Origin of the sequence: Phragmitibacter flavus (assembly GCF_005780165.1) — a bacterium.
GTDB lineage: Bacteria > Verrucomicrobiota > Verrucomicrobiia > Verrucomicrobiales > Verrucomicrobiaceae > Phragmitibacter > Phragmitibacter flavus.
This window is the reverse complement of record NZ_VAUV01000007.1, coordinates 79,836-99,247: the sequence shown is the minus strand read 5'-3', so window position 1 is coordinate 99,247 and position 19,412 is coordinate 79,836. Positions and strand designations below refer to the sequence as shown.

The following is a 19,412-nucleotide window of genomic DNA, read 5'->3' as shown; positions in this document are numbered from 1 at the left end:
CTAATCTGAAGCCAGTCTCCCTCCTCGCCTTTCACACCCTCCACCCCACTCCGCCACTTTTATGTCAACGACCTACGATCCCAATACCACCCCCACCGACCAGCCTTACGACTTTCTCACCCAAAACGATTGCGCTTCGCTAAAAAAATCCATCGAGAGCCATCTCCTTTTCACCCTGGGTCACTCCCTTCCCGCCGCCCAACCGCAGCATTGGTGGATCGCCACCTGCCTCGCCGTTCGCGACCGCGCCCTCAACACCTCCTTCAAAGCGATGGCCGAACATCGCCGCCTCAACGTCCGCCGCGTCCATTACCTCTCCCTTGAATATCTCATGGGTCGCCTTTTGGAGAACAACCTCCGCAACACCGGCCTCTACGACACCGCCAAACAAGCCCTCGGCGAACTCGGCCAGGACCTTGAATCCATCGTCAATAAAGAACCCGACATGGGTCTCGGCAACGGCGGTCTCGGACGCCTCGCCGCCTGCTTCCTCGACTCCCTCTCCACTCTCGACCTCCCGGCCGTCGGCTACGGCATTCATTACGAATTCGGCCTCTTCCGCCAGGAGTTCGTCAACGGCAAACAGATCGAACAACCCGACGCTTGGACCCGCAACGGCAACCCTTGGAAACTCGTCCGCCCTGAATACAGCGTCACCGTCAAACTCTACGGGCATGTCACCCAGCAGTTTGATGACTGCGGCAATGCCAGCTATGTCTGGGAAGACACCCGCTCCATCATCGGCCTTCCATGGGACATCCCCATCATCGGCTTCCAATCCAGCACCGTGAACTTTCTCCGTCTCTGGGAAAGCCGCGCCTCTGACGAGTTCAATCTCGAAATTTTCAACCAGGGTGCCTACGTCGAAGCCATCCAGGAAAAAGCCAACGGCGAAACCGTCTCCAAAGTCCTCTATCCGAACGACGCCACCGAATCCGGCAAGGAACTCCGCCTCGTTCAGCAATACTTCTTCGTATCGTGCTCCCTGCACGACATCATCCGCCGCTTCAAACGCGACAACACCGACTGGAACCTCTTCCCCGATAAAGTTGCGGTCCAGCTCAACGACACCCACCCGGCCGTCGCGGTTCCTGAGCTCATGCGCCTGCTTCTCGACATGGAAGGTCTTACTTGGGATCACGCCTGGGGCATCTGCCAAAAAGTATTCTCCTACACCAACCATACTCTTCTTCCCGAAGCCCTCGAAACCTGGAGCGTCCCCCTCTTCGGTCGCGTTCTCCCTCGCCACCTTCAAATCATCTTCGAAATCAACCAGCGTTTCCTCGAAAACGAAGTCGCCGTCAAATGGCCTGGTGACCTCGAAAAACTCCAGAAGCTCTCGATTATCGACGATCGCGGTGCCAAAGCCGTGCGCATGGCCCACCTCTCCGTCGTCGGTGGACACGCCACCAACGGTGTCGCCGCCCTGCACACCCGCCTTCTCAAGGAAAAGCTCTTCCCTGAATTCGACGAACTCTATCCCGGCAAGTTCCTCAACATGACCAACGGCGTGACTTTCCGCCGCTGGCTCATGGTCTGCAATCCGGAGCTTACCGCCCTCATCAATGAGTCCATCGGCACCGACTGGACCAAGGACGCCTCCAAATTGAAAGCCCTCGAAGCTTTCGCCGACAACCCAGAGTTCCAGCAGCGTTATCGCGACATCAAACGCGGCCACAAAGTCACTCTCTGCGAAATCATCCTCAAGCTCACCGGATACGAAGTCAGTCCCGACGCCCTCTTCGACGTCCAGATCAAACGTCTTCACGAATACAAACGCCAGCACCTCAACTTGCTGCACATCGTCACCCTTTATCGCCGACTGCTGCAGAATCCCGAGCTGAAAATCCAACCGCGGGTCTTCATCTTCGGTGCCAAGGCCGCGCCAGGATATTTCCTCGCCAAAAACATCATCCACGCCATCAATGCCCTGGCCGAGAAGGTCAACAACGACCCACGCATCAACAACCAGATCAAGGTCGTCTACCTCCCCAACTACGGCGTCACATTGGCTGAGAAAATCATCCCGGCCTCCGACCTCTCCGAGCAAATCTCCACCGCAGGAAAAGAAGCCTCCGGCACCGGCAACATGAAGCTTGCGCTGAACGGCTCCCTCACCATCGGCACCCTCGACGGTGCCAACGTGGAGATCAAAGACGAAGTCGGCGACGAAAACATCTTCATCTTCGGCCTCACCGTCGAGCAGGTCGAAGCATTGTATGCCAAAGGCTACAACCCCTATGATTTCTACTGGGCCGATGCCGAACTGCGCGCCGCCATCGACTGGCTCGCCAGCGACTACTTCACCGGCAACGCCGATGACTTCAAGCCGCTGCGCAACAGCCTCCTCGACCATGGCGACCCATTCCTCGTTTGCGCCGATTACCGCGATTATGTCGACACCCAAGCCAAAGTCGATGCCGCTTACGCCGATCAAACCCACTGGACCAAAATGGCCATCCTCAACACCGCCAGGATGGGCTTCTTCTCCAGCGATCGCACCATCGCTGAATACGCGAAAGACATCTGGAATCTCCCCAGCATCAAAGTGCAGTAAACTTCATCAGGTTCGAGCCAACCGTGCAGCCTCCAAGCTGCACGGTTTTTTTGCGCCATGCATGGCACTTCGAGAGCGCCAAACGCTTCACTCTTTGGGGAGGTCTCCCCCCACCTTGCCTCATCCGATTCGCTTGATCTTCTCAGTCAGTTGCCCCACCAGACGACGAAACTCCTCCTGCTCCAGACGCTTCACCACCGCTTTGCAGGCGTGAATCACCGTGCCGTGATCGCGACCACCAAACGCCTCGCCAATCTCCACCAGAGAACTCTTGGTCAACTCACGCGCCAGATACATCGCCAGCTGCCGTGGACCTGCGATGTTCGCCGGGCGTCGCTTGCCGGTCATGTCCGCAAGCCTCACATCAAAATGCTCTGCCACCACTTTTTGAATCCAATCGATGGTGATGTTCTTTGCATCTGCCTCTTCCAAGATATCGCGCAGCAACCCTTCCAAAACTGGCGGTGTCAACGGCTTACCGGTGTTCAACGACACGTGCGCAGCCACCCTCATCAAGGCCCCTTCAAGGCGGCGAATGTTGGTGCGAATGTTCTCCGCCAGGAACGTCAGCACCCAGTCCTCCACCGGCACCGACCAGTAACTGGTCTTCTGCTTCAGGATCGCCATGCGCGTCTCCAAATCCGGCGACTCAATCTGCGTCGCCATGCCCCACTCAAAGCGGGACACCAACCGACTTTCCAAATTGCGAATCTCACTCGGCGCACGATCACTGGTCAGCACGATCTGTTTGAAGTTGTTGAACAAATCGTTAAACGTGTGGAAAAACTCCTCCTGGGTGCTGCCCTTGCCCGCAAAGAACTGGATGTCATCAATCAACAGCACATCCACCTTGCGATATTTCTTGCGAAAGTCCGTCACACTGCCGTGCCGAAGCGCATCAATGTATTCATTCGTGAACGATTCGCTCGTCACATAACGCACCACCTTGCGCGACTTGGTGCGCAAAATTTCCTGGCCGATTGCCTGCATCAAATGCGTTTTGCCAAGCCCTACCGGACCATGCAAAAACAACGGGTTGTAAGTCTTGCCCGGCTTCTCCGCCACCGCACGCGCCACCGCATAAGAATAGGAGCAGTTTGGCCCCTCCACAAAGGTATCGAACGAGTTGCGATGATTGATCCCCGCCGTGCTGATCGACTTCAACAAACGCTGGTCGCCCTGGAACAACGGACCCGCCGTCAGTTCCACCACTTCCTTCACCACCGGTGCCGATTCCATCGAACGCGCCGCCTCCATCACCGGCATGGGCGACGAACGCCGGTCCTTCGCCTCGGCGGCGACAAATTCCACCTCACACCGGGTGCCCAACACCTCATGCAACACCCCATCCAATACCGGCATGAAGTTGTCCAAGATCCAGCATTCATGCATGATGCTCGGCACCTCAAAAACCACTTTGCCGCCTTGCAGGGACAGCAACTGAAGATCCGCAAGCCAACGCTCATACAACAGACCGCCCACACGCTCTTTTAACAAATGGCTGATGCGCTCCCACATCATCTCGAGATGATGTTTCGAGCCGCCCTGATACCAGCCAGCAGAAGATTCTTCCATGACGCAATCGCTCCGATCAACTTTCTCTCAATTCCAAACGGTCCACTTCACCGCCTACCCACGACGCGCCGACAAAACGATTCCCGTCCCCACCAACTCCACTCTGGGAGACCCAGAACTGTTGCCCAAGCGCGGAAGAGAATTCTCAAAAATCATGCCTCTTTTGTAGCGCGACTTGGCCATTGAACAAGCCATTCCTTGCAAATTTTAAACATTTCTCTGCTTGCTTTTTGAGCTTTCAAATAATCATAAAAAACTTTCAAAAAGTAAGTTCCGACCTGTCTTCCCGTCACCCAACCACTCGCTCTGCTTTTTTCCTTAATTTGTTTGAAATGGTCACGGATAAAGTGGCATTTGTTTGACACTTTCAATCGACGAAGCCCGGCTCAATTGCCGCTGATTTAATCAAAAAACCTCGGCCCCACGCCTCCTCTGGACGCACCGCCTTTGATCGTCGGGAACTCCCACCGCGATTGCACTTGCCCGCTTGCGTATCCCATTCATCATTACCCGTTCCATGTCAGCATCCGTTTCCTTCACCACGCAGGCTCAGTTCGCCCGCATCGCTACGCCCGGCCAGCCGTTCGCCTTTGACAGTGGTTCCGTGATGGATGACCTCACCCTCGCTTACGAAACCTACGGCACCCTCAACGCCCGCAAAAACAACGCCATTCTTTTGTTCCATGCGCTCTCCGGAACACAACATGCCGCCGGTTATTGTGAAAGCGTTCCCGGCACCAGCCAGCGCTGGACCGATGATTGCAAACACGGCTGGTGGGACCTCTTCATCGGACCCGGCAAGGCGCTCGACACCGACAAGTTCTTCATCATTTGCGCCAACTACCTTGGCGGTTGTTACGGCACGAGCGGTCCGACCTCGATCAACCCTGCCACCGGCAACCCCTACGGTCCCGACTTCCCTCAAGTCACCAGTGCCGACGTCGTTCGTTCCCAAGTGCGATTGCTGGATCAACTCGGCATCAACAAACTCCACGCCGTGCTCGGCAACTCCATCGGCGGACTCCTCACGCTCAACCTCGCCACCATGTTCCCTGAGCGTGTGCACCTGGTTATCTCCTGCGCCAGCGGTCTGCGCACCACCGTCCTCAGTCGGCTCACCGTTTTTGAACAGGTCCTCGCGATTGAAAACGATCCCCACTTCCAGGGCGGCAATTACGACGAAAGCAAAGCGCCCGAACTCGGCCTTGCTCTTGCACGCATGATCTCCCACAAAACGTTTGTCCATCTCGATGCCATCGAGCGCCGCGCCCGTGGCGAAGTGCAGCAACGCAACAATGCCCTGGGCTGGTATCAGCTCAGCCACAATGTGGAAAGCTACATGCTTCATCAAGGTCGCAAGTTCGTGAAACGATTTGATGCCAACACCTACCTGCGCATCTGCAACCTCTGGCTTCGCTACGATCCCCTGCGTGCCGCCGGAGTTGAAACCACTGAACAACTCTTCGCCATCTCCGCCGCCGCCGGACACAAATGGCTCGTCTTCAGCATCGACTCCGACTTCTGCTTCTACCCGGAAGAACAGGCCGAACTCGTCCGCGCGCTCGAAACTAGTCAGGTGCCCGTGATGCACATCACCACGCACTCCGACAAAGGCCACGACTCCTTCCTTCTCGAACCCGAGCTTTACACCCCTCATCTCGCCTACACCCTCATGCAGGCCGATGCCAGTTTGCCCCCGATCGAAGAACGCGAAGAAGCCACCGAGTTCGGCATGTAAAAAAACCTATCGCGCCTCCATGGACGACATCCAACAACGCATGGTGGACGACCTCAAAGCCATCGGCACCATGCGCATGCCGTTTGGTAAATACGGCCCTGCATCCTTCCCACCCGATGGCGTCCCCATCTACGATCTCCCCGCCGAATACCTTGGCTGGTTTGCCAGCAAAAACTCCTGGCCAAAAGGTCGGCTTGGCGAACTGCTTCGTATCGTGCATCAAATGAAAGCCGACGGTTCCGACACCGCCTTCGACCCCCTACGCAAAGCCAATGGCGGCCCCACCCAGTTCCGCAAACCCCGCCAGCGCGAATGGCGTGCCAGCGATGACTGAGCGTCCTTCTTAGCTCGCTGCGGCCACCCTCTCCATCACCTTGCCCACCAACCGGTCCAAGGCCAGCACCGCCAACTCCAAGTGCTCCTCTTTCGTATCCTCGATCTTGTTGTGACTGATCCCATGCAAACTCTGCGTGAACATCATCACCGTCGGGATCCCCGCCCCCGCCATCTCCGCCGCATCATGCAACGGCCCTGACGGCAATCGATGCGACACCCCGCACGTCTCCCTGATCGCCTCATCACAAAAATCGATCAACGCCTCATCAAACGGACGCGGCGGGATCGACCAGATCGGCTCCCATTCCACCACCACCTTCCCTTCCGTCGCAAACCGCTCGCTCGCCTTCCGCGCATCCTTCAACATCTCCGCCAAGGCAGCCGGATCCAGATGCCTTTGATCGAGCGTGATCCGACACTCCTCCACCACACTCGTCACAATCCCCGGCTTCGTCACACACGACCCGATCGTGCAAACCCCGCCATGCAATTCCGCGATGTTGTAAATCTCCAAACTCATCTTCGCCGCCGCCAGCAAAGCATCCTTGCGACGATTCATCGGCGTGCTTCCTGAATGCGCCGCCTGACCTCGAAAAATGATCGCATTCCTCTCCACCCCAAACGTCCCCAGCACCGCACCCAACGGCAGATCCAGATCCAGCAGCACCGGTCCCTGTTCAATGTGCAACTCCACATAAGCCGCCGCATTTTCCAACTCGGCATGACTCTCCTTCACCTTTTCAAAATCAATGCCAACCCGCTGCAAACCCTCCGGCAAACTCACCCCCTGCTTGTCCACCAATCCCCGCGCCACCTCCACATCCAGACTCCCCGCGCAAGCCGAGGATCCAAACAGACTCATGCCAAAACGCGCTCCTTCCTCATCCGCCCAATCCACCAACCTCACCGTTACCGGAGGCCGTCCATCGTATTGCGCCGCGACCCGCCTCAGCACCTCCAATCCCGCCAGCACATTCAACGATCCATCCAGCCAGCCTCCGTTCGGAACGGAATCGATATGACCGCCAATCAACACCGCCTTCTCCGACTCCCCTTTCAGCGTGCTCCACAAATTGCCCGCCGCATCCCGATGCGTTTCCACCGGCAATTCCTGCAGCTTGCTCATTAACCACGACCTTGCCACCACCCAGGTATCCGTAAACGCGAGCCGCTGCGCCCCTTCCTCATCCCCCGTCAACGCCCGCAGCTCCTTTAACTCGTCAATCGTGCGCGTGGGTGAAATCATCGACCTGCTCAGATCATCTGTCATGCCATCCATTACCGCGAAAATTGAGGAATCAAACTCCCAAAACAGACACCACGATCTTTCGCTCATGCGGTGCCCGCCGATGCTCAAACAAAAACAATCCCTGCCAGGTCCCCAGCGCCAGTTCCCCATTCACCACCGGGATGACTTCACTGGTCCTTGTCAGCACCATGCGCAAATGACTCGGCATGTCATCCGGGCCTTCATGAGTATGCACAAAATACGGCGCATCTTCTGGAACCAGGCGATCGAAATACGCATGCAAATCGGTCCGCGCCGATGGATCCGCATTCTCGAAAATTACCAGACTGCAACTCGTGTGCTGCACAAACACCGTGGCTGTTCCAGTCCGTATCCCACTGGCCCGCACCACCCGCTGTGCCAGCTCGGTGATTTCATACGTCCCTTTGCCCCGGGTGTTGATGCCAAAAGTTTCAGCGTGTGCATTCATGCCTCGGTTTTCAATGCTGCTTCAGCAACTGGTGGGTTCACGCCGCGCCAGTTTCACCGCATGCGGCACCGCTCCTGACACAAACCCCAAACAATCCACCGCCCCCTGCGGTTTGCCCGGCAGTGCAATCACCAGCGCATCCTCCACCACCACCGCCAGACAACGGCTCAAAATCGCATTCGGCGTCAACGCCACTGACCTCATCCTCATCAACTCCCCAAAACCCGGCAACTCCACCCGCATCAACCCACGCAACGCCTCCGGTGTCACATCGCGTTCCGCCATGCCCGTTCCACCGGTCGTCAACACCAAGCCACATCCCTGCGCCGCCAGCGACTTCACAGCTTGTTGAATCATGCCGATCTCATCGGGCACCAACGCTTGCGCCAACACCTTCCATCCCCGCTGTTCCACCACTCCCTGCAACGCCGGCCCCGCCTGGTCCTCGTATTCACCGGCACTCGCACGATCCGACACCGTCACGATTCCCACTAGGATCGGTGCAACATTGGCAGCGATACCAACCAGCGGACTTTGGAAAACAGCATTCATAAAATTAGGCAGCTCACTCAATGACTTCCTTCGTCTTGCTCACCAAATGCACTCCGTCAAGCCGCATCGCCTTGTCCACCGCCTTGCACATGTCGTAGATCGTCAGCAACGCCACACTAACCGCCGTCAACGCCTCCATCTCCACCCCTGTTTGTGCCGCCGTCTTCGCCACCGCCGTCACGCTGATCCCGTCTTCCTCAAACTCGAAGTCCATCCCCACCTTGCTCAGCGGCAACTGATGACACAACGGAATCAAATTCGCCGTCTGCTTCGCCGCCTGGACGCCCGCGATCCGTGCCACCGCCAGCACATCACCTTTTTTGATTTCATTCTGCCGGATCAACTCCAACGTGGCCGCCTGCAACTGAATCCGCCCCCTGGCAACTGCCTCCCTCGCCATCACCGGCTTTGCAGACACATCCACCATGCTGGCCTTGCCCTGTTCATTGATATGTGTAAGCGACATTCCCTCCACCCTAACACCTGCCCGTCAACGCTGCCAAATTTTTCCACTGCCTCGCGCGGGGAAGTGAACAGAACACCCCCACCTCGGTCTATCCTCTTGACGTAATGCTCATTTCGCGTGCAACTTCCGCAAATCGAAAATCCTATCCCATGAAGAAGAACATTGTTTACCTTCTCCCCGCTCTTTGTGCCTTGTTGCTGGCCAGTTGCGTGTCTCCCATCGCCAAACGCATTGAACACAACCCGCAAATCTACAACGATCTTCCTGAGTCCCAGAAACGCCTCGTCGCCACCGGCCAAATCTCCGAAGGCATGAGCAAACAGGCCGTCTTCCTTGCCTGGGGTAACCCCAACCGCAAATCTGGTGGCAGTCGTCAAGGCACCAAAACCGAACGTTGGAGCTATGCCGGTTATGATGCCGTCCACAGCACCAGCCTCGGTTATGGTTATGGATACGGCGGCGGCTACCATGGCTATGGCCATCCCTACTACCACGACATAGGCATCTACTACCAGCCCACCGTCACCTACCTCCCTTTTGAGCGTAAATGGGCCGAATTCACCAACAGCCGCGTCAGCGCCTGGGCCATCACCCCTTGAAAAAGTATCGCGGACATTCGATTCCCGGCTTCCCCTCCAGAACGGAGGCGCCATCAATGAAATGAAGGCATCAAGGCGCGTTGCCGCGAGGCGGCGGGCGGCGGGCGTTGTTCGGGCCAGGGCCACCACGACGGGCAAAACTCGGATCCGGCGTTCCGTAAAAGAGGCGCGGGACGAAAGGAAAGTCATCAGTGAGCACGTAATGATAGGTGCCCTTCGGAAACTCGGGGCTGACGCCGAAGCGGCCTCCGCACGCGTCGAGATCGCCGGAGCCAGCGACGAACTCAAAATCCTCAATGAAAACCCCATCGTAGGTGCATCCGGGTTGCCCGTTCGAGGTCGGACGCAAGCCGGATTTGAGGCGGTAACTGGAGCGCAGGACAACGATCTCGGTGGCGGCATCCCGTGCATCGCGGTAACCCCAGCGACCGTAAATTGGGTATCCGTCGGCTGCCCATCCCAGGAGCGTGAGACCCGGTCGTCCGCCGGAGAGGCGTTCAAGCAGAGCGACCGGAATGCCATGATAGTGATAGGCTCCCGATGGCTGCACGTGACCGTGATTCGTGTCTAGACCGAGCGAAAACGCACTTCCAAGCGCCTCGTAGTGCCAGCCCGAGTCGCGGTCGTTTTGCCAAGTCTCAGCCGTGCCGGGATCGAAGACAACACCGTTGAGCGCGATGCCGAAAGGCTGGCGCACGAGTGGCACAGGTTGGGGGGCAGGAACAGGCGAGAGCGGCACCGTGAACTGATAGCGCTGGGCGGTGATGCGGTGTGGATTGTCCCGATTGGGGAAGCGACCGGTGGCATGGTCAGGCAGGCCGTTGGCGGTAATGACACGTTTGTCACCCTCAATGGTGATCGTAACCGTCGCATCAGCGGGTGCGGCCTGGGTGGATGGAACAGGTTTGACCACACCGCGCTGGTTGACGGAGTGATCTGGGTGCGCGGCCAGGAACGACCAGCACGAGAAAAAGACAAGCCAGAGTAGAACCAACAAGCGTGGATCGATCCTAGGACAAACGGTTGAGGTAAGCATGACGTTGAAATCGGGTGGTCTCAGTCAACGTTCGCTTACTTAAGCCGACTTCACCTATCTGGGATTTTCGGATTGCAGATAACAACGGCGCGGCCCGTCCCCATCAATGAATCGGCGAGGTGTCATACACCACCACCCGGTCAAACAACGGCCTGCACACCTCCACAAAGTGCAGATGACGTTCACACTTCGTCTGGTAATGATCGTGATCCTCCAGATTCTTGAAGTGCAGCGTCAGTGAATAATCAAAACTATGATCCGTCACCGGACGTTCCTCCGTCGGCGCTGGTTTGCCCACAAAACCATGCACCAGATAAGGAATCTCCTTCAACTTGATCAATTCCGATTCGAACATCGAGCGTTGTTCCGACGTCGTGTCCGCCTTCAGCCAAAAATAAACATTATGAAACATGAGAGAGATGGGTGCGATGAGGTGATTCGATTGAAAAATCATTTTGAAGCATGACAGCCCCGCTGAAAAGCGTTTTGATACACTCATCTCCATGAAATTCCGCCACGCCGCCCTCCTCACCATTGCTCTCAGCTCGCCGCTGACGTTTGCCCACGCCCAAAACGCCAACGCCAAACCCGCCGGCCTCAAATTCCGCGTCCAGCAACTCCACGTCGACAACAATGAAGGCTGCGCCGTGGCCGACTACAACAAGGACGGAAAACTTGACATCAGCGCCGGTGAATACTGGTATGCCGGACCCGATTTCACCGAGAAAAAACCCCTCCGCAGACTGCTTCCCTTCGGCAAGGACTACATGACCAACAACGCCGAGCACGCCTATGACGTCGACGGCGACGGCTGGATCGACATTGTCAGCGGTTCCTTCATGGATGGAGAAATTTCCTGGTTCAAAAACCCCGGCACCGAAGGCCTTGCCAACGGCACGCCCTGGGAAAAACACGTGCTCATCGACACCAAACTCCAGCAAAACGAGTGGACCACCTTCCGCGACATGGACGGCGACGGCATCCCCGAATTCGTCGTCAACTCCTGGAACGACGACAACCCCATGGCCTGCTACAAACTGATCAAAAACGACAAAGGCGAACCCGCCATGCAGCAGTGGATCATCCACCCCGCCGGCAAATCCACCAATGGCCACGGCCTCGGTTTCGGCGACATCAATGGCGACGGACTGGAAGACATCATCTTCAAAAATGGCTGGTATGAACGCCCCGCCAAAGACGCCACCACCCAGCCTTGGAAACTCCACAACGACTTCACCTTTGTCCACGCCAGCTGCCCCATGCAGGTGGTCGACCTCAGCGGCGACGGTCGCGCCGACATCATCTGGGGCGATGGTCACAACTACGGCCTCTGGTGGGAGGAACGTCGCGACGACAACAAGGACGGCAGCACCAACTGGCGCACCCATCTTATCGACAACAAATTCTCCCAACCCCACTCCCTCGAATGGGAAGACATCGACGGTGACGGCCAGCCTGAACTCATCACCGGTCGCCGAGTGCGCGGACACAGCGGCAACGACCCCGGCGACAACGACCCCGGCGTGATCTACTACTTCAAGTGGAACAAGGAGACCAAAACCTTCAAGCGCTTCACCATCGCCGAAGGCGGACCCGGCATCGGCCTGCAAATCCGTGTGGTTGACCTCAATGGCGACGGCAAAAAAGACGTCGTCTGCGCCGGCAAATCCGGCACCCACATCCTCTGGAACGAAGGTTGATATAAAAGTAGCAGGCCCGTCCCGGGCCTTTTCCCTCCCGAATCCAAGGCTCGGATCGAGCCTCGAACTCTCCCAAAAATCGTGTTCAACCCTCATCGGACGAACACGATTTTTCGTTTTACACGCCTCTACCCAACCCCGCGTTGTGTGACATTCCACCCCCAAATCTACCTACGTAAAACCCCCTCTGTGACGTTTTGTTCACCCTCCCCCGGTTGCCCCTGTGCCCCGTTTCCCGATTGATGCGGGGTGCCGGAACCATCCGGTTCACCAAACACAAGACTGAATATAAACAGCATGAAACCCAATATTATTCTTCCCCTCTTCGCTATCGCTGGCGTCGCAGGTTTCGCTCAGGCTGCAAAGCCTACCGTTGACGCCGCCATCGGCGAATACAAACAGGTCTCCGGCGTCTCTGGTAACCTCAACTCCATCGGTTCCGATACCCTCAACAACCTCATGACCCTCTGGGCTGAAGGCTTCAACGCCCTCTACCCTAACGTCAACGTGCAGATCGAAGGCAAAGGCTCCGCCACCGGCCCTCCTGCGCTGATCGAAGGCACCGCCCAGATCGCTCCTATGAGCCGCGCCATGAAAGCTGAAGAAATCGACGCCTTTGAGAAAAAGTTCGGCTACAAGCCAACTGAAATCAAAGTCTCCGTTGACGCCCTTGCCGTGTTTGCCCACAAGGACAACCCAATCAAAGGCCTCACCCTTGCCCAAGTTGACTCGATCTTCTCCAGCACCCGCAAAGCCGGTGGCCAGGACATCACCACCTGGGACCAAGTTGGTCTTTCCGACTGGGCAGGCCGCGCCATCAGCCTTTACGGACGTAACAGCGCCTCCGGCACCTACGGCTTCTTCAAAGAAGTCGCTCTTGCCAAAGGTGACTTCAAAAACACCGTCAAAGAGCAGCCAGGTTCCTCCGCCGTTGTGCAAGGCATCTCCAGCGACATCTACGGCCTCGGTTACTCGGGCATCGGTTACATGACCTCCGGCGTCCGCGCCGTGCCCCTCGGCACTGAAGACGGTAAGTTCTTCGAAGCCAGCTACGAGAACTGCATCAGCGGTGATTTCCCACTGGCCCGTTTCCTCTACCTCTACATCAACCGCAAACCCGACGCTCCTGCTGACACTCTCACCGCAGAGTTCATCAAATACGTCGTGTCCAAAGCCGGTCAGGAAATCGTCATCAAAGACGGCTACTTCCCAATCCCAGCTGCGGTCTCCGAAGAGTCCGTCAAATTCGTGAAGTAATCACTTCCTTCTGCATCGGCCAGCTTCCACGCTGGCCGATGTTTTCTCCCACTTCCATCCGGCTGGATGATCGGATCCAAGCTCCCCATCCCTACCTCTCTCCCAACACTCCCACTTCGCCAACACGTCATGCCTGACCAGCCGTCGCCGACCTCTTCCCGCCCCGTGCCCGAGCGCTTCCTCGCCTCCAAAAGCACCCTGCTGCTCGACCGTTTCATGACCCGCGCCATCCAGATTGGCGGCCTTGGCATCATCGTTGCCGTCTTCGGCATCTTCTTTTTCATCCTCATGGAAATCCTCCCGCTCTTCGGCGGTGCCGAGGCTCATGAGGAAAAATCTTTCCCCCTTGGCATCACCGGCAAGGGCGTCATCGGCGTCGACGAGTGGGCTCGTAAACCTTTCTTCTTCGACGGCAACTCCCTCCGCTTCGCCGACCTCGAAGCCAAAGACGCCCGACTCGAGGAAATGCCCGTGCCTCTTCCCGAAGGCGTCATATCCAACGCCATCAAACTCGAAGCCCGCCACAACCGCGTCGTCATCGGCACCACCGATGGCCGCATCGGCTCCTTCCGTGTCGGCTACAAAAGCCAGCTCGCCGTCAAAGCCGACGACCTTCCCGCCATCACCGCCGAAGTGACCATGGAAGAATTTTACCCGCTCGGCGTCCCCGGCAAACCCCTCACCACCGTCTCCTACGGCGATGGCGGAGCCGCCAAAGTCCTCGCCGCCGTTCAAGATGTCGACGGCACCCCCCAAGTCCACGCCATGACCATCGTCTCCCGGCGCGGCCTCATGGGTTCCAGCGCCCCCACCGTTGGCGGCAACTTCGACCTCACCCCCTTCCTCAAAGGCAAACCCGACCGCATCATGGCCTCCAACGTCGGCGACAGCGTCATGGTCACCGACACCGAAGGCCGCCTCTACTACTTCCACATCACCAACGGCACCAACCTCCAGCTCCGCCAGGAACTTCAGCCGTTCAGCGAATTCGAAGACAAACGCATCGCCAGCATCGGCTTCGTCTTTGGCGACGTCTCCGTCGTCGTCACCAGCATGGAAGGCCACCAGGAAGTCTGGAGCCTCTACAACCAGGAAATCACCAACCCCGAGGGCATCAAACAAACCCAGCGTCTCTACGGTCAAATCAAAACCCTCCCAAAACTCGAAAACGCCACCACCTTCTTCGCCAACAGCCTCCGCAACAAGGTGTTCATGAGCGCCGGAGGCGACTACGTCTCCATGCGCCACACCACCTCCGAATCCGTGCGCTGGGAAAAGAAGCTCCCCTTCCAGATCAAGGACGCTATCCTCGACAGCAAGTGCGAGCACCTGTTCTTCCTTGATACCGAAGGCACCCTGCACCGCTACCTCTACCACGACCCACACCCCGAATCCGGCATCAGGGCGTTCTTCGGCAAAATCTGGTATGAAGGTGCCAGCCAGCCCGAATACACCTGGCAGTCCACCTCCGGCACCGACGACTTCGAACCCAAACTTTCCCTCATTCCCCTCATCGTCGGTTCCCTCAAAGGCACCTTTTATGCCCTCATCTTCGCGGTCCCCATCGCTCTCCTCGCCGCCATCTACAGCGCCAACTTCCTGCCCCAGCGCATCAAGACCATCGTGAAACCCGCCATGGAGATCATGGCCTCCCTCCCCTCCGTCGTTCTTGGTTTCCTTGCCGGTCTCTGGCTTGCCCCGCTCATTGAGGACAAAATCCCCTCCATCCTGCTCACCATCATCTCACTGCCCATCGGCGTCATGATCCTCGGCCTCGTCTACACCAAACTCCCTGTCGGTGTCCGCGCCAAAGTCCCCGTCGGCAGCGAATACCTCCTGCTCCTCATCCCCATGGCTCTCCTCGCCTGGATCGCCTGGTCGCTCGGACCATGGCTCGAAAGCTGGGCGTTCGTGGTCACTGATCCCGGCACCGGTCGTTCCATCGCCGACTTCCGCCTCTGGTGGCCCAACGTCACCGGCACTCCCTACGACCAGCGTAACTGCGTCAGCGTCGGCTTCATGATGGGCTTCGCTGTCATCCCCATCATCTTCACCATCACCGAAGACGCTCTCAGCAACGTCCCGCCACAACTCAAGGCCGCCTCCCTCGCCCTCGGTGCCACCCGCTGGCAAATGGTCCGCACCATCGTCCTGCCCATTGCCTCCGCCGGTATCTTCTCCGCCCTGATGATCGGCTTCGGTCGCGCCGTTGGAGAAACCATGATCGTCGTGATGGCCGCCGGAAATACTCCAATCATCGACATGAGCATCTTCACCGGCATGCGAACGCTCTCCGCCAACATCGCCGTGGAACTCCCCGAAGCCCCCGTCCACTCCACCCACTACCGAGTTCTCTTCCTCGGTGCCATGGTGCTCTTCATGTTGACCTTCGCCCTCAACACCGTCGCCGAAATCATGCGTCATCGCCTGCGCGAAAAATTCAAGCTCGTCTAACCCCCACCGCAACGCACGCACCCAACCTTTCGCGAAACCTTTCAGCACGTCCCCTTCATGCACGACATCGCAAAACCAAAATTCGGCGTTCCCGGAGCCCGTGTCTCCAACTCCCAGCTCGGTGAAACCAACGTCTGGCTTTCCGCCCTTGGACTCACCACCGGCATCATCATGGTGATCAGCCTCATGCTGCTCATCCTCATCCAAGGGCTCGTGGTCTTCTGGCCCCGCGAAGTCCTGCAGTTTACCACCACTGCCAATGGCAAGGCTGAAGTCATTGCCGGTGAGGTCCGCAAAACCCAGGAACGGCGCGACCCCACCAAACCCGGCGAAATCGTCCAGGAATACCTTTTCTTCACCGGCAACAAAGACGCCTACGGCAACGGTTTCCGCTACCTCGATGTCAACAGCATCAGCAACCAGACCAAACCCTCCGGCATCTACATGGCCGAACGTTTGGAATACGGTGATTCCATCTTCTTCCCCGTCTCCCTCAAACTTGTCGATGGCAGGGTGATCTCCGCCACCGACCCGACCTTTCAGACCGAATTCAAACGCGTCGTCAAAGAGGTCAACAATCGCCGCGGCGAGATCAAGAAGGTCGAAAAGGGCAAGATCGGCAAAATCAACAACAAGCTCTCCAGCCTCGCACTCGACGAAAAAGTCCTCACCCAGGGCAACGATTCGAACAAACAACAGAAGCTCGCCGAAATTACTGAAAAGCGCGCGGCCCTCCAGGCCGACTACGAGGTTCTTGCCAAGGAAGCCCAGGCGCTTCGCGCCCGCCAGCACGAAAACACCCTCGTCTACAAACTGGCCGACAACACCGAACGCACCCAGCACATCGGCGAGATCGTCCACTACTATATGCCCAACGATCTTAGCTTCCTCGGCAAGGTCAGCCACTTCATCCAAGGCCTGTGGAACTTCATCGTCGACGAACCGCGGGAAGCCAACACCGAGGGCGGCATCTTCCCCGCCATCTTCGGCACCTTCGTCATGACCATCCTCATGAGCGTTCTCGTTACCCCGCTCGGAGTCATTGCCGCCATCTACCTCCGCGAATACGCCAAACAAGGACTTCTCGTCCAGTCCGTGCGCATTTCCGTCAACAACCTCGCCGGTGTCCCTTCCATCGTGTTTGGTGTTTTCGGCCTCGGATTCTTCGTCTATTTCGTCGGAGCCAGCGTTGACCAGCTCTTCTTCAGTTCCGCACTCCCCACCCCGACCTTCGGCACCGGCGGTGTCCTCTGGGCCTCCTTCACCCTCGCCCTCCTCACCCTCCCGGTCGTCATCGTCGCCACCGAGGAAGCCCTGGTTGCAGTCCCACGCGGAGTTCGCGAAGCCGGGCTCGCCTGTGGAGCCTCCAAATGGCAGATGATCCAGCGCGTCGTTCTTCCCAGTGCCCTCCCAGGCATCCTCACCGGCGTCATCCTTGCCATGGCCCGAGGTGCCGGCGAAGTCGCCCCGCTCATGCTCGTCGGCGTCGTCAAACTCGCCCCTTCCCTGCCCCTTGACCTCACTGCCCCCTTCATTCACGCCGAACGCAAGTTCATGCACCTTGGCTTCCACATTTATGACCTCGGCTTCCAATCACCCGACTCCGAGGCCGCCAAACCCATGGTGTTTGCCACCACCATGCTCCTCATCCTCCTCGTGGTCATCATGAACGTAGCCGCCATCCGCATCCGTAACAATCTCCGCAAGAAATATGCAGCCAGCACTTTCTAATCCACCACCGGCCACTCAAACTTCGCCTTCCAGCAGCATGAGCTCCTCCGCGCCGTCCGACTACTGCAATCCCAAGATGATTGAAGTGGACCACTTCAACTTCTACTATGGTGCCAAACAAGCCATCTTCGATGTCTGCATGGACATCCCAGAACGCGAAATCACCGCCCTCATCGGTCCCTCCGGTTGCGGCAAATCCACGCTTCTCCGCAACCTCAACCGCCTCAACGACCTCATCGACGGCGTCCATCACGAAGGCGACATCCGCATCGACGGCACCAGCCTCTATGATCCCACCGTCGAAGTCATCAGCTTGCGCAAACGTGTCGGCATGGTGTTCCAAAAATACAACCCCTTCCCGAAAACCATCTACGAAAACGTCGTTTTCAGCCTCCGCGTCGCCGGTCGCAACGGCAAGAAGGAACTCGACGAAGTCGTCGAGCGCTCCCTCCGTTCCGCCGCCCTCTGGGACGAAGTCAAAGACCGCCTCCAGGAAAGCGCCTACGGCCTCTCCGGTGGTCAGCAGCAACGCCTCTGCATCGCACGCGCCATTGCCAACCAGCCGCAGATTCTCCTCATGGACGAACCCTGCGCCGCACTCGATCCCATCGCCACGTTGAAGATCGAAGAACTGATGCTCGACCTCAAGAAAGAGTTCACCATCGCCATCGTTACCCACAACATGCAGCAGGCCAGCCGCTGTTCCGACCACACCGCCTTCATGTTCATGGGCCAGCTCATCGAATACGGCGCGACCAGCCAGATCTTCACCGCCCCACGCGAGAAAAAAACCGAGGCCTACATCTCCGGACTCTTTAGTTGACCCGACCGCCATGCAAGCCACCATTGAATCACCTCCACAAACCAAAGCCCGCCCCAGTTCCGCGATGTCCGAATCGACCCCGACACCTGCCGCCGAAGCCAAAATCCGCTTCGACCATGTGAACTTTTCCTACGGCACCCAGCAGGCGCTTTACGACATCCACCTCGACATTCCGCCCCGCCAGGTCACTGCTTTCATTGGACCCTCCGGCTGCGGCAAGTCCACCGTGCTGCGTTGCATCAACCGTATGAACGACATGGTCGTCGGTGCCCGCGTCACCTCCGGCACCCTCTCCATCGACGGCGACGACATCAACCGCCCCACCCAGGACATCACCGAATTGCGCAAACGCGTCGGCATGGTGTTCCAGAAATCGAACCCCTTCCCCGACAGCATCTACGGCAACATCACCTACGGACTCCGCATCGCCGGCGTTAAAGACAAAAACATCCTCGATGAAGCCGTTGAAACCAGCCTCCGAGGCGCCGCCCTCTGGGACGAAGTCAAAGACCGCCTCCAAACCAGCGCCTTCGGCCTCTCCGGCGGTCAGCAGCAGCGTCTCTGCATCGCCCGCGCCGTCGCCGTCCGTCCCGAGATCATCCTCATGGACGAACCCTGCTCCGCCCTCGACCCCATCGCCACCGCCAAGGTCGAAGAACTCATCGTGCAGTTGAAAAGTGAGTTCACCATCGTCATGGTCACCCACAACATGGAACAAGCCACCCGCTGTTCCGACCGCACCGCCTTCTACTACCTTGGCAAACTGATCGAATACGCCCCCACTCTTCAGCTTTTCCAGAACCCCGGCCAGAAACAAACCGAAGAATACATCACCGGCCGCTTCAGTTGATTAACCCGTAGCAGCCGACG

General features: G+C 57.8%; 18 protein-coding genes. 10 read left to right on the top strand and 8 right to left on the bottom strand.

The window, feature by feature from the left end; genetic code table 11:
- The first annotated feature begins 61 nt into the window (after window positions 1-61).
- The gene (locus FEM03_RS10370) at window positions 62-2,557 is read left to right on the top strand and encodes a glycogen/starch/alpha-glucan phosphorylase (RefSeq protein WP_138086183.1); all 2,496 of its coding nucleotides are present in this window, start codon (window positions 62-64) and stop codon (window positions 2,555-2,557) included.
- 120 nt (window positions 2,558-2,677) lie between these two features.
- Here the strand turns inward: FEM03_RS10370 and dnaA are convergent, their stop codons facing one another.
- Window positions 2,678-4,132, bottom strand: coding sequence for a chromosomal replication initiator protein DnaA (dnaA, locus tag FEM03_RS10365; RefSeq protein WP_138086182.1), 1,455 nt, complete (start codon window positions 4,130-4,132; stop codon window positions 2,678-2,680).
- 152 nt (window positions 4,133-4,284) lie between these two features.
- Entirely contained in the window at window positions 4,285-4,503 is a 219-nt protein-coding gene (locus FEM03_RS24395) for a hypothetical protein (protein ID WP_166442767.1), read from the bottom strand.
- Window positions 4,504-4,649: 146 nt separating this feature from the next.
- Here FEM03_RS24395 and metX point away from each other — a divergent pair, with 146 nt between their 5' ends.
- Window positions 4,650-5,870: a homoserine O-acetyltransferase MetX gene (gene metX, locus FEM03_RS10360; RefSeq protein ID WP_138086181.1), complete on the top strand. Its 1,221-nt coding sequence runs from the start codon at window positions 4,650-4,652 to the stop codon at window positions 5,868-5,870.
- A 19-nt stretch (window positions 5,871-5,889) separates the two neighbouring features.
- Complete coding sequence (locus FEM03_RS10355) at window positions 5,890-6,204, top strand: DUF3820 family protein (protein ID WP_206170956.1); 315 nt, start codon at window positions 5,890-5,892, stop codon at window positions 6,202-6,204.
- Window positions 6,205-6,213: 9 nt separating this feature from the next.
- Here the strand turns inward: FEM03_RS10355 and FEM03_RS10350 are convergent, their stop codons facing one another.
- The 4 genes from FEM03_RS10350 to moaC are packed head-to-tail and all read right to left on the bottom strand — an operon-like array spanning window position 6,214 to window position 8,942.
- Window positions 6,214-7,452 (bottom strand): Zn-dependent hydrolase, encoded by a 1,239-nt coding sequence (locus FEM03_RS10350; protein ID WP_138086180.1) that lies wholly within the window; start codon window positions 7,450-7,452, stop codon window positions 6,214-6,216.
- Between the two features lie 52 nt (window positions 7,453-7,504).
- Window positions 7,505-7,924, bottom strand: a complete 420-nt coding sequence (locus FEM03_RS10345) for a secondary thiamine-phosphate synthase enzyme YjbQ (RefSeq protein WP_138086179.1) — start codon at window positions 7,922-7,924, stop codon at window positions 7,505-7,507.
- A gap of 21 nt (window positions 7,925-7,945) precedes the next feature.
- The gene (locus FEM03_RS10340) at window positions 7,946-8,476 is read right to left on the bottom strand and encodes a MogA/MoaB family molybdenum cofactor biosynthesis protein (RefSeq protein WP_138086178.1); all 531 of its coding nucleotides are present in this window, start codon (window positions 8,474-8,476) and stop codon (window positions 7,946-7,948) included.
- A gap of 13 nt (window positions 8,477-8,489) precedes the next feature.
- A complete protein-coding gene (moaC, locus tag FEM03_RS10335) occupies window positions 8,490-8,942 on the bottom strand; it encodes a cyclic pyranopterin monophosphate synthase MoaC (RefSeq protein ID WP_138086177.1) in 453 nt (150 codons plus the stop codon).
- Window positions 8,943-9,091: 149 nt separating this feature from the next.
- Between moaC and FEM03_RS10330 the strand changes: the two genes are divergently transcribed.
- Complete coding sequence (locus FEM03_RS10330; protein WP_138086176.1) at window positions 9,092-9,541, top strand: hypothetical protein; 450 nt, start codon at window positions 9,092-9,094, stop codon at window positions 9,539-9,541.
- Window positions 9,542-9,611: 70 nt separating this feature from the next.
- Here FEM03_RS10330 and FEM03_RS10325 read toward each other — a convergent pair whose 3' ends face one another.
- Complete coding sequence (locus FEM03_RS10325) at window positions 9,612-10,454, bottom strand: YHYH protein (protein ID WP_166442766.1); 843 nt, start codon at window positions 10,452-10,454, stop codon at window positions 9,612-9,614.
- A 226-nt stretch (window positions 10,455-10,680) separates the two neighbouring features.
- Complete coding sequence (locus FEM03_RS10320; RefSeq protein WP_138086174.1) at window positions 10,681-10,989, bottom strand: Dabb family protein; 309 nt, start codon at window positions 10,987-10,989, stop codon at window positions 10,681-10,683.
- A 91-nt stretch (window positions 10,990-11,080) separates the two neighbouring features.
- On the opposite strand from FEM03_RS10320, the gene FEM03_RS10315 reads away from it, so the two are divergent.
- From FEM03_RS10315 to pstB (FEM03_RS10290), 6 genes are all read left to right on the top strand, one after another.
- Entirely contained in the window at window positions 11,081-12,277 is a 1,197-nt protein-coding gene (locus FEM03_RS10315) for an FG-GAP repeat domain-containing protein (protein ID WP_138086173.1), read from the top strand.
- A gap of 297 nt (window positions 12,278-12,574) precedes the next feature.
- On the top strand, window positions 12,575-13,534 hold the full coding sequence (locus FEM03_RS10310) for a PstS family phosphate ABC transporter substrate-binding protein (protein ID WP_138086172.1): 960 nt from the start codon (window positions 12,575-12,577) through the stop codon (window positions 13,532-13,534).
- Window positions 13,535-13,663: 129 nt separating this feature from the next.
- The gene (locus tag FEM03_RS10305; RefSeq protein WP_166442765.1) at window positions 13,664-15,988 is read left to right on the top strand and encodes an ABC transporter permease subunit; all 2,325 of its coding nucleotides are present in this window, start codon (window positions 13,664-13,666) and stop codon (window positions 15,986-15,988) included.
- A 57-nt stretch (window positions 15,989-16,045) separates the two neighbouring features.
- Window positions 16,046-17,719 carry a phosphate ABC transporter permease PstA gene (pstA, locus tag FEM03_RS10300; RefSeq protein ID WP_138086170.1) on the top strand — a complete coding sequence of 558 codons (1,674 nt, stop codon included), beginning with the start codon at window positions 16,046-16,048 and terminating at the stop codon, window positions 17,717-17,719.
- Between the two features lie 37 nt (window positions 17,720-17,756).
- Window positions 17,757-18,542, top strand: coding sequence for a phosphate ABC transporter ATP-binding protein PstB (pstB, locus tag FEM03_RS10295; protein WP_166442764.1), 786 nt, complete (start codon window positions 17,757-17,759; stop codon window positions 18,540-18,542).
- A 10-nt stretch (window positions 18,543-18,552) separates the two neighbouring features.
- Window positions 18,553-19,392: a phosphate ABC transporter ATP-binding protein PstB gene (pstB, locus tag FEM03_RS10290; RefSeq protein ID WP_138086169.1), complete on the top strand. Its 840-nt coding sequence runs from the start codon at window positions 18,553-18,555 to the stop codon at window positions 19,390-19,392.
- The last annotated feature ends 20 nt before the right edge of the window (window positions 19,393-19,412 follow it).

What these genes read in the sequence shown, in the direction of transcription:
- FEM03_RS10370 (WP_138086183.1), top strand. Translation starts at nt 62, where the DNA reads ATGTCAACGACCTACGATCCCAATACCACCCCCACCGACCAGCCTTAC.
- dnaA (WP_138086182.1), bottom strand. Translation starts at nt 4,132, where the DNA reads ATGGAAGAATCTTCTGCTGGCTGGTATCAGGGCGGCTCGAAACATCAT.
- metX (WP_138086181.1), top strand. Translation starts at nt 4,650, where the DNA reads ATGTCAGCATCCGTTTCCTTCACCACGCAGGCTCAGTTCGCCCGCATC.
- FEM03_RS10355 (WP_206170956.1), top strand. Translation starts at nt 5,890, where the DNA reads ATGGACGACATCCAACAACGCATGGTGGACGACCTCAAAGCCATCGGC.
- FEM03_RS10350 (WP_138086180.1), bottom strand. Translation starts at nt 7,452, where the DNA reads ATGATTTCACCCACGCGCACGATTGACGAGTTAAAGGAGCTGCGGGCG.
- FEM03_RS10345 (WP_138086179.1), bottom strand. Translation starts at nt 7,924, where the DNA reads ATGAATGCACACGCTGAAACTTTTGGCATCAACACCCGGGGCAAAGGG.
- FEM03_RS10340 (WP_138086178.1), bottom strand. Translation starts at nt 8,476, where the DNA reads ATGAATGCTGTTTTCCAAAGTCCGCTGGTTGGTATCGCTGCCAATGTT.
- moaC (WP_138086177.1), bottom strand. Translation starts at nt 8,942, where the DNA reads ATGTCGCTTACACATATCAATGAACAGGGCAAGGCCAGCATGGTGGAT.
- FEM03_RS10330 (WP_138086176.1), top strand. Translation starts at nt 9,092, where the DNA reads ATGAAGAAGAACATTGTTTACCTTCTCCCCGCTCTTTGTGCCTTGTTG.
- FEM03_RS10320 (WP_138086174.1), bottom strand. Translation starts at nt 10,989, where the DNA reads ATGTTTCATAATGTTTATTTTTGGCTGAAGGCGGACACGACGTCGGAA.
- FEM03_RS10315 (WP_138086173.1), top strand. Translation starts at nt 11,081, where the DNA reads ATGAAATTCCGCCACGCCGCCCTCCTCACCATTGCTCTCAGCTCGCCG.
- FEM03_RS10310 (WP_138086172.1), top strand. Translation starts at nt 12,575, where the DNA reads ATGAAACCCAATATTATTCTTCCCCTCTTCGCTATCGCTGGCGTCGCA.
- FEM03_RS10305 (WP_166442765.1), top strand. Translation starts at nt 13,664, where the DNA reads ATGCCTGACCAGCCGTCGCCGACCTCTTCCCGCCCCGTGCCCGAGCGC.
- pstA (WP_138086170.1), top strand. Translation starts at nt 16,046, where the DNA reads ATGCACGACATCGCAAAACCAAAATTCGGCGTTCCCGGAGCCCGTGTC.
- pstB (WP_166442764.1), top strand. Translation starts at nt 17,757, where the DNA reads ATGAGCTCCTCCGCGCCGTCCGACTACTGCAATCCCAAGATGATTGAA.
- pstB (WP_138086169.1), top strand. Translation starts at nt 18,553, where the DNA reads ATGCAAGCCACCATTGAATCACCTCCACAAACCAAAGCCCGCCCCAGT.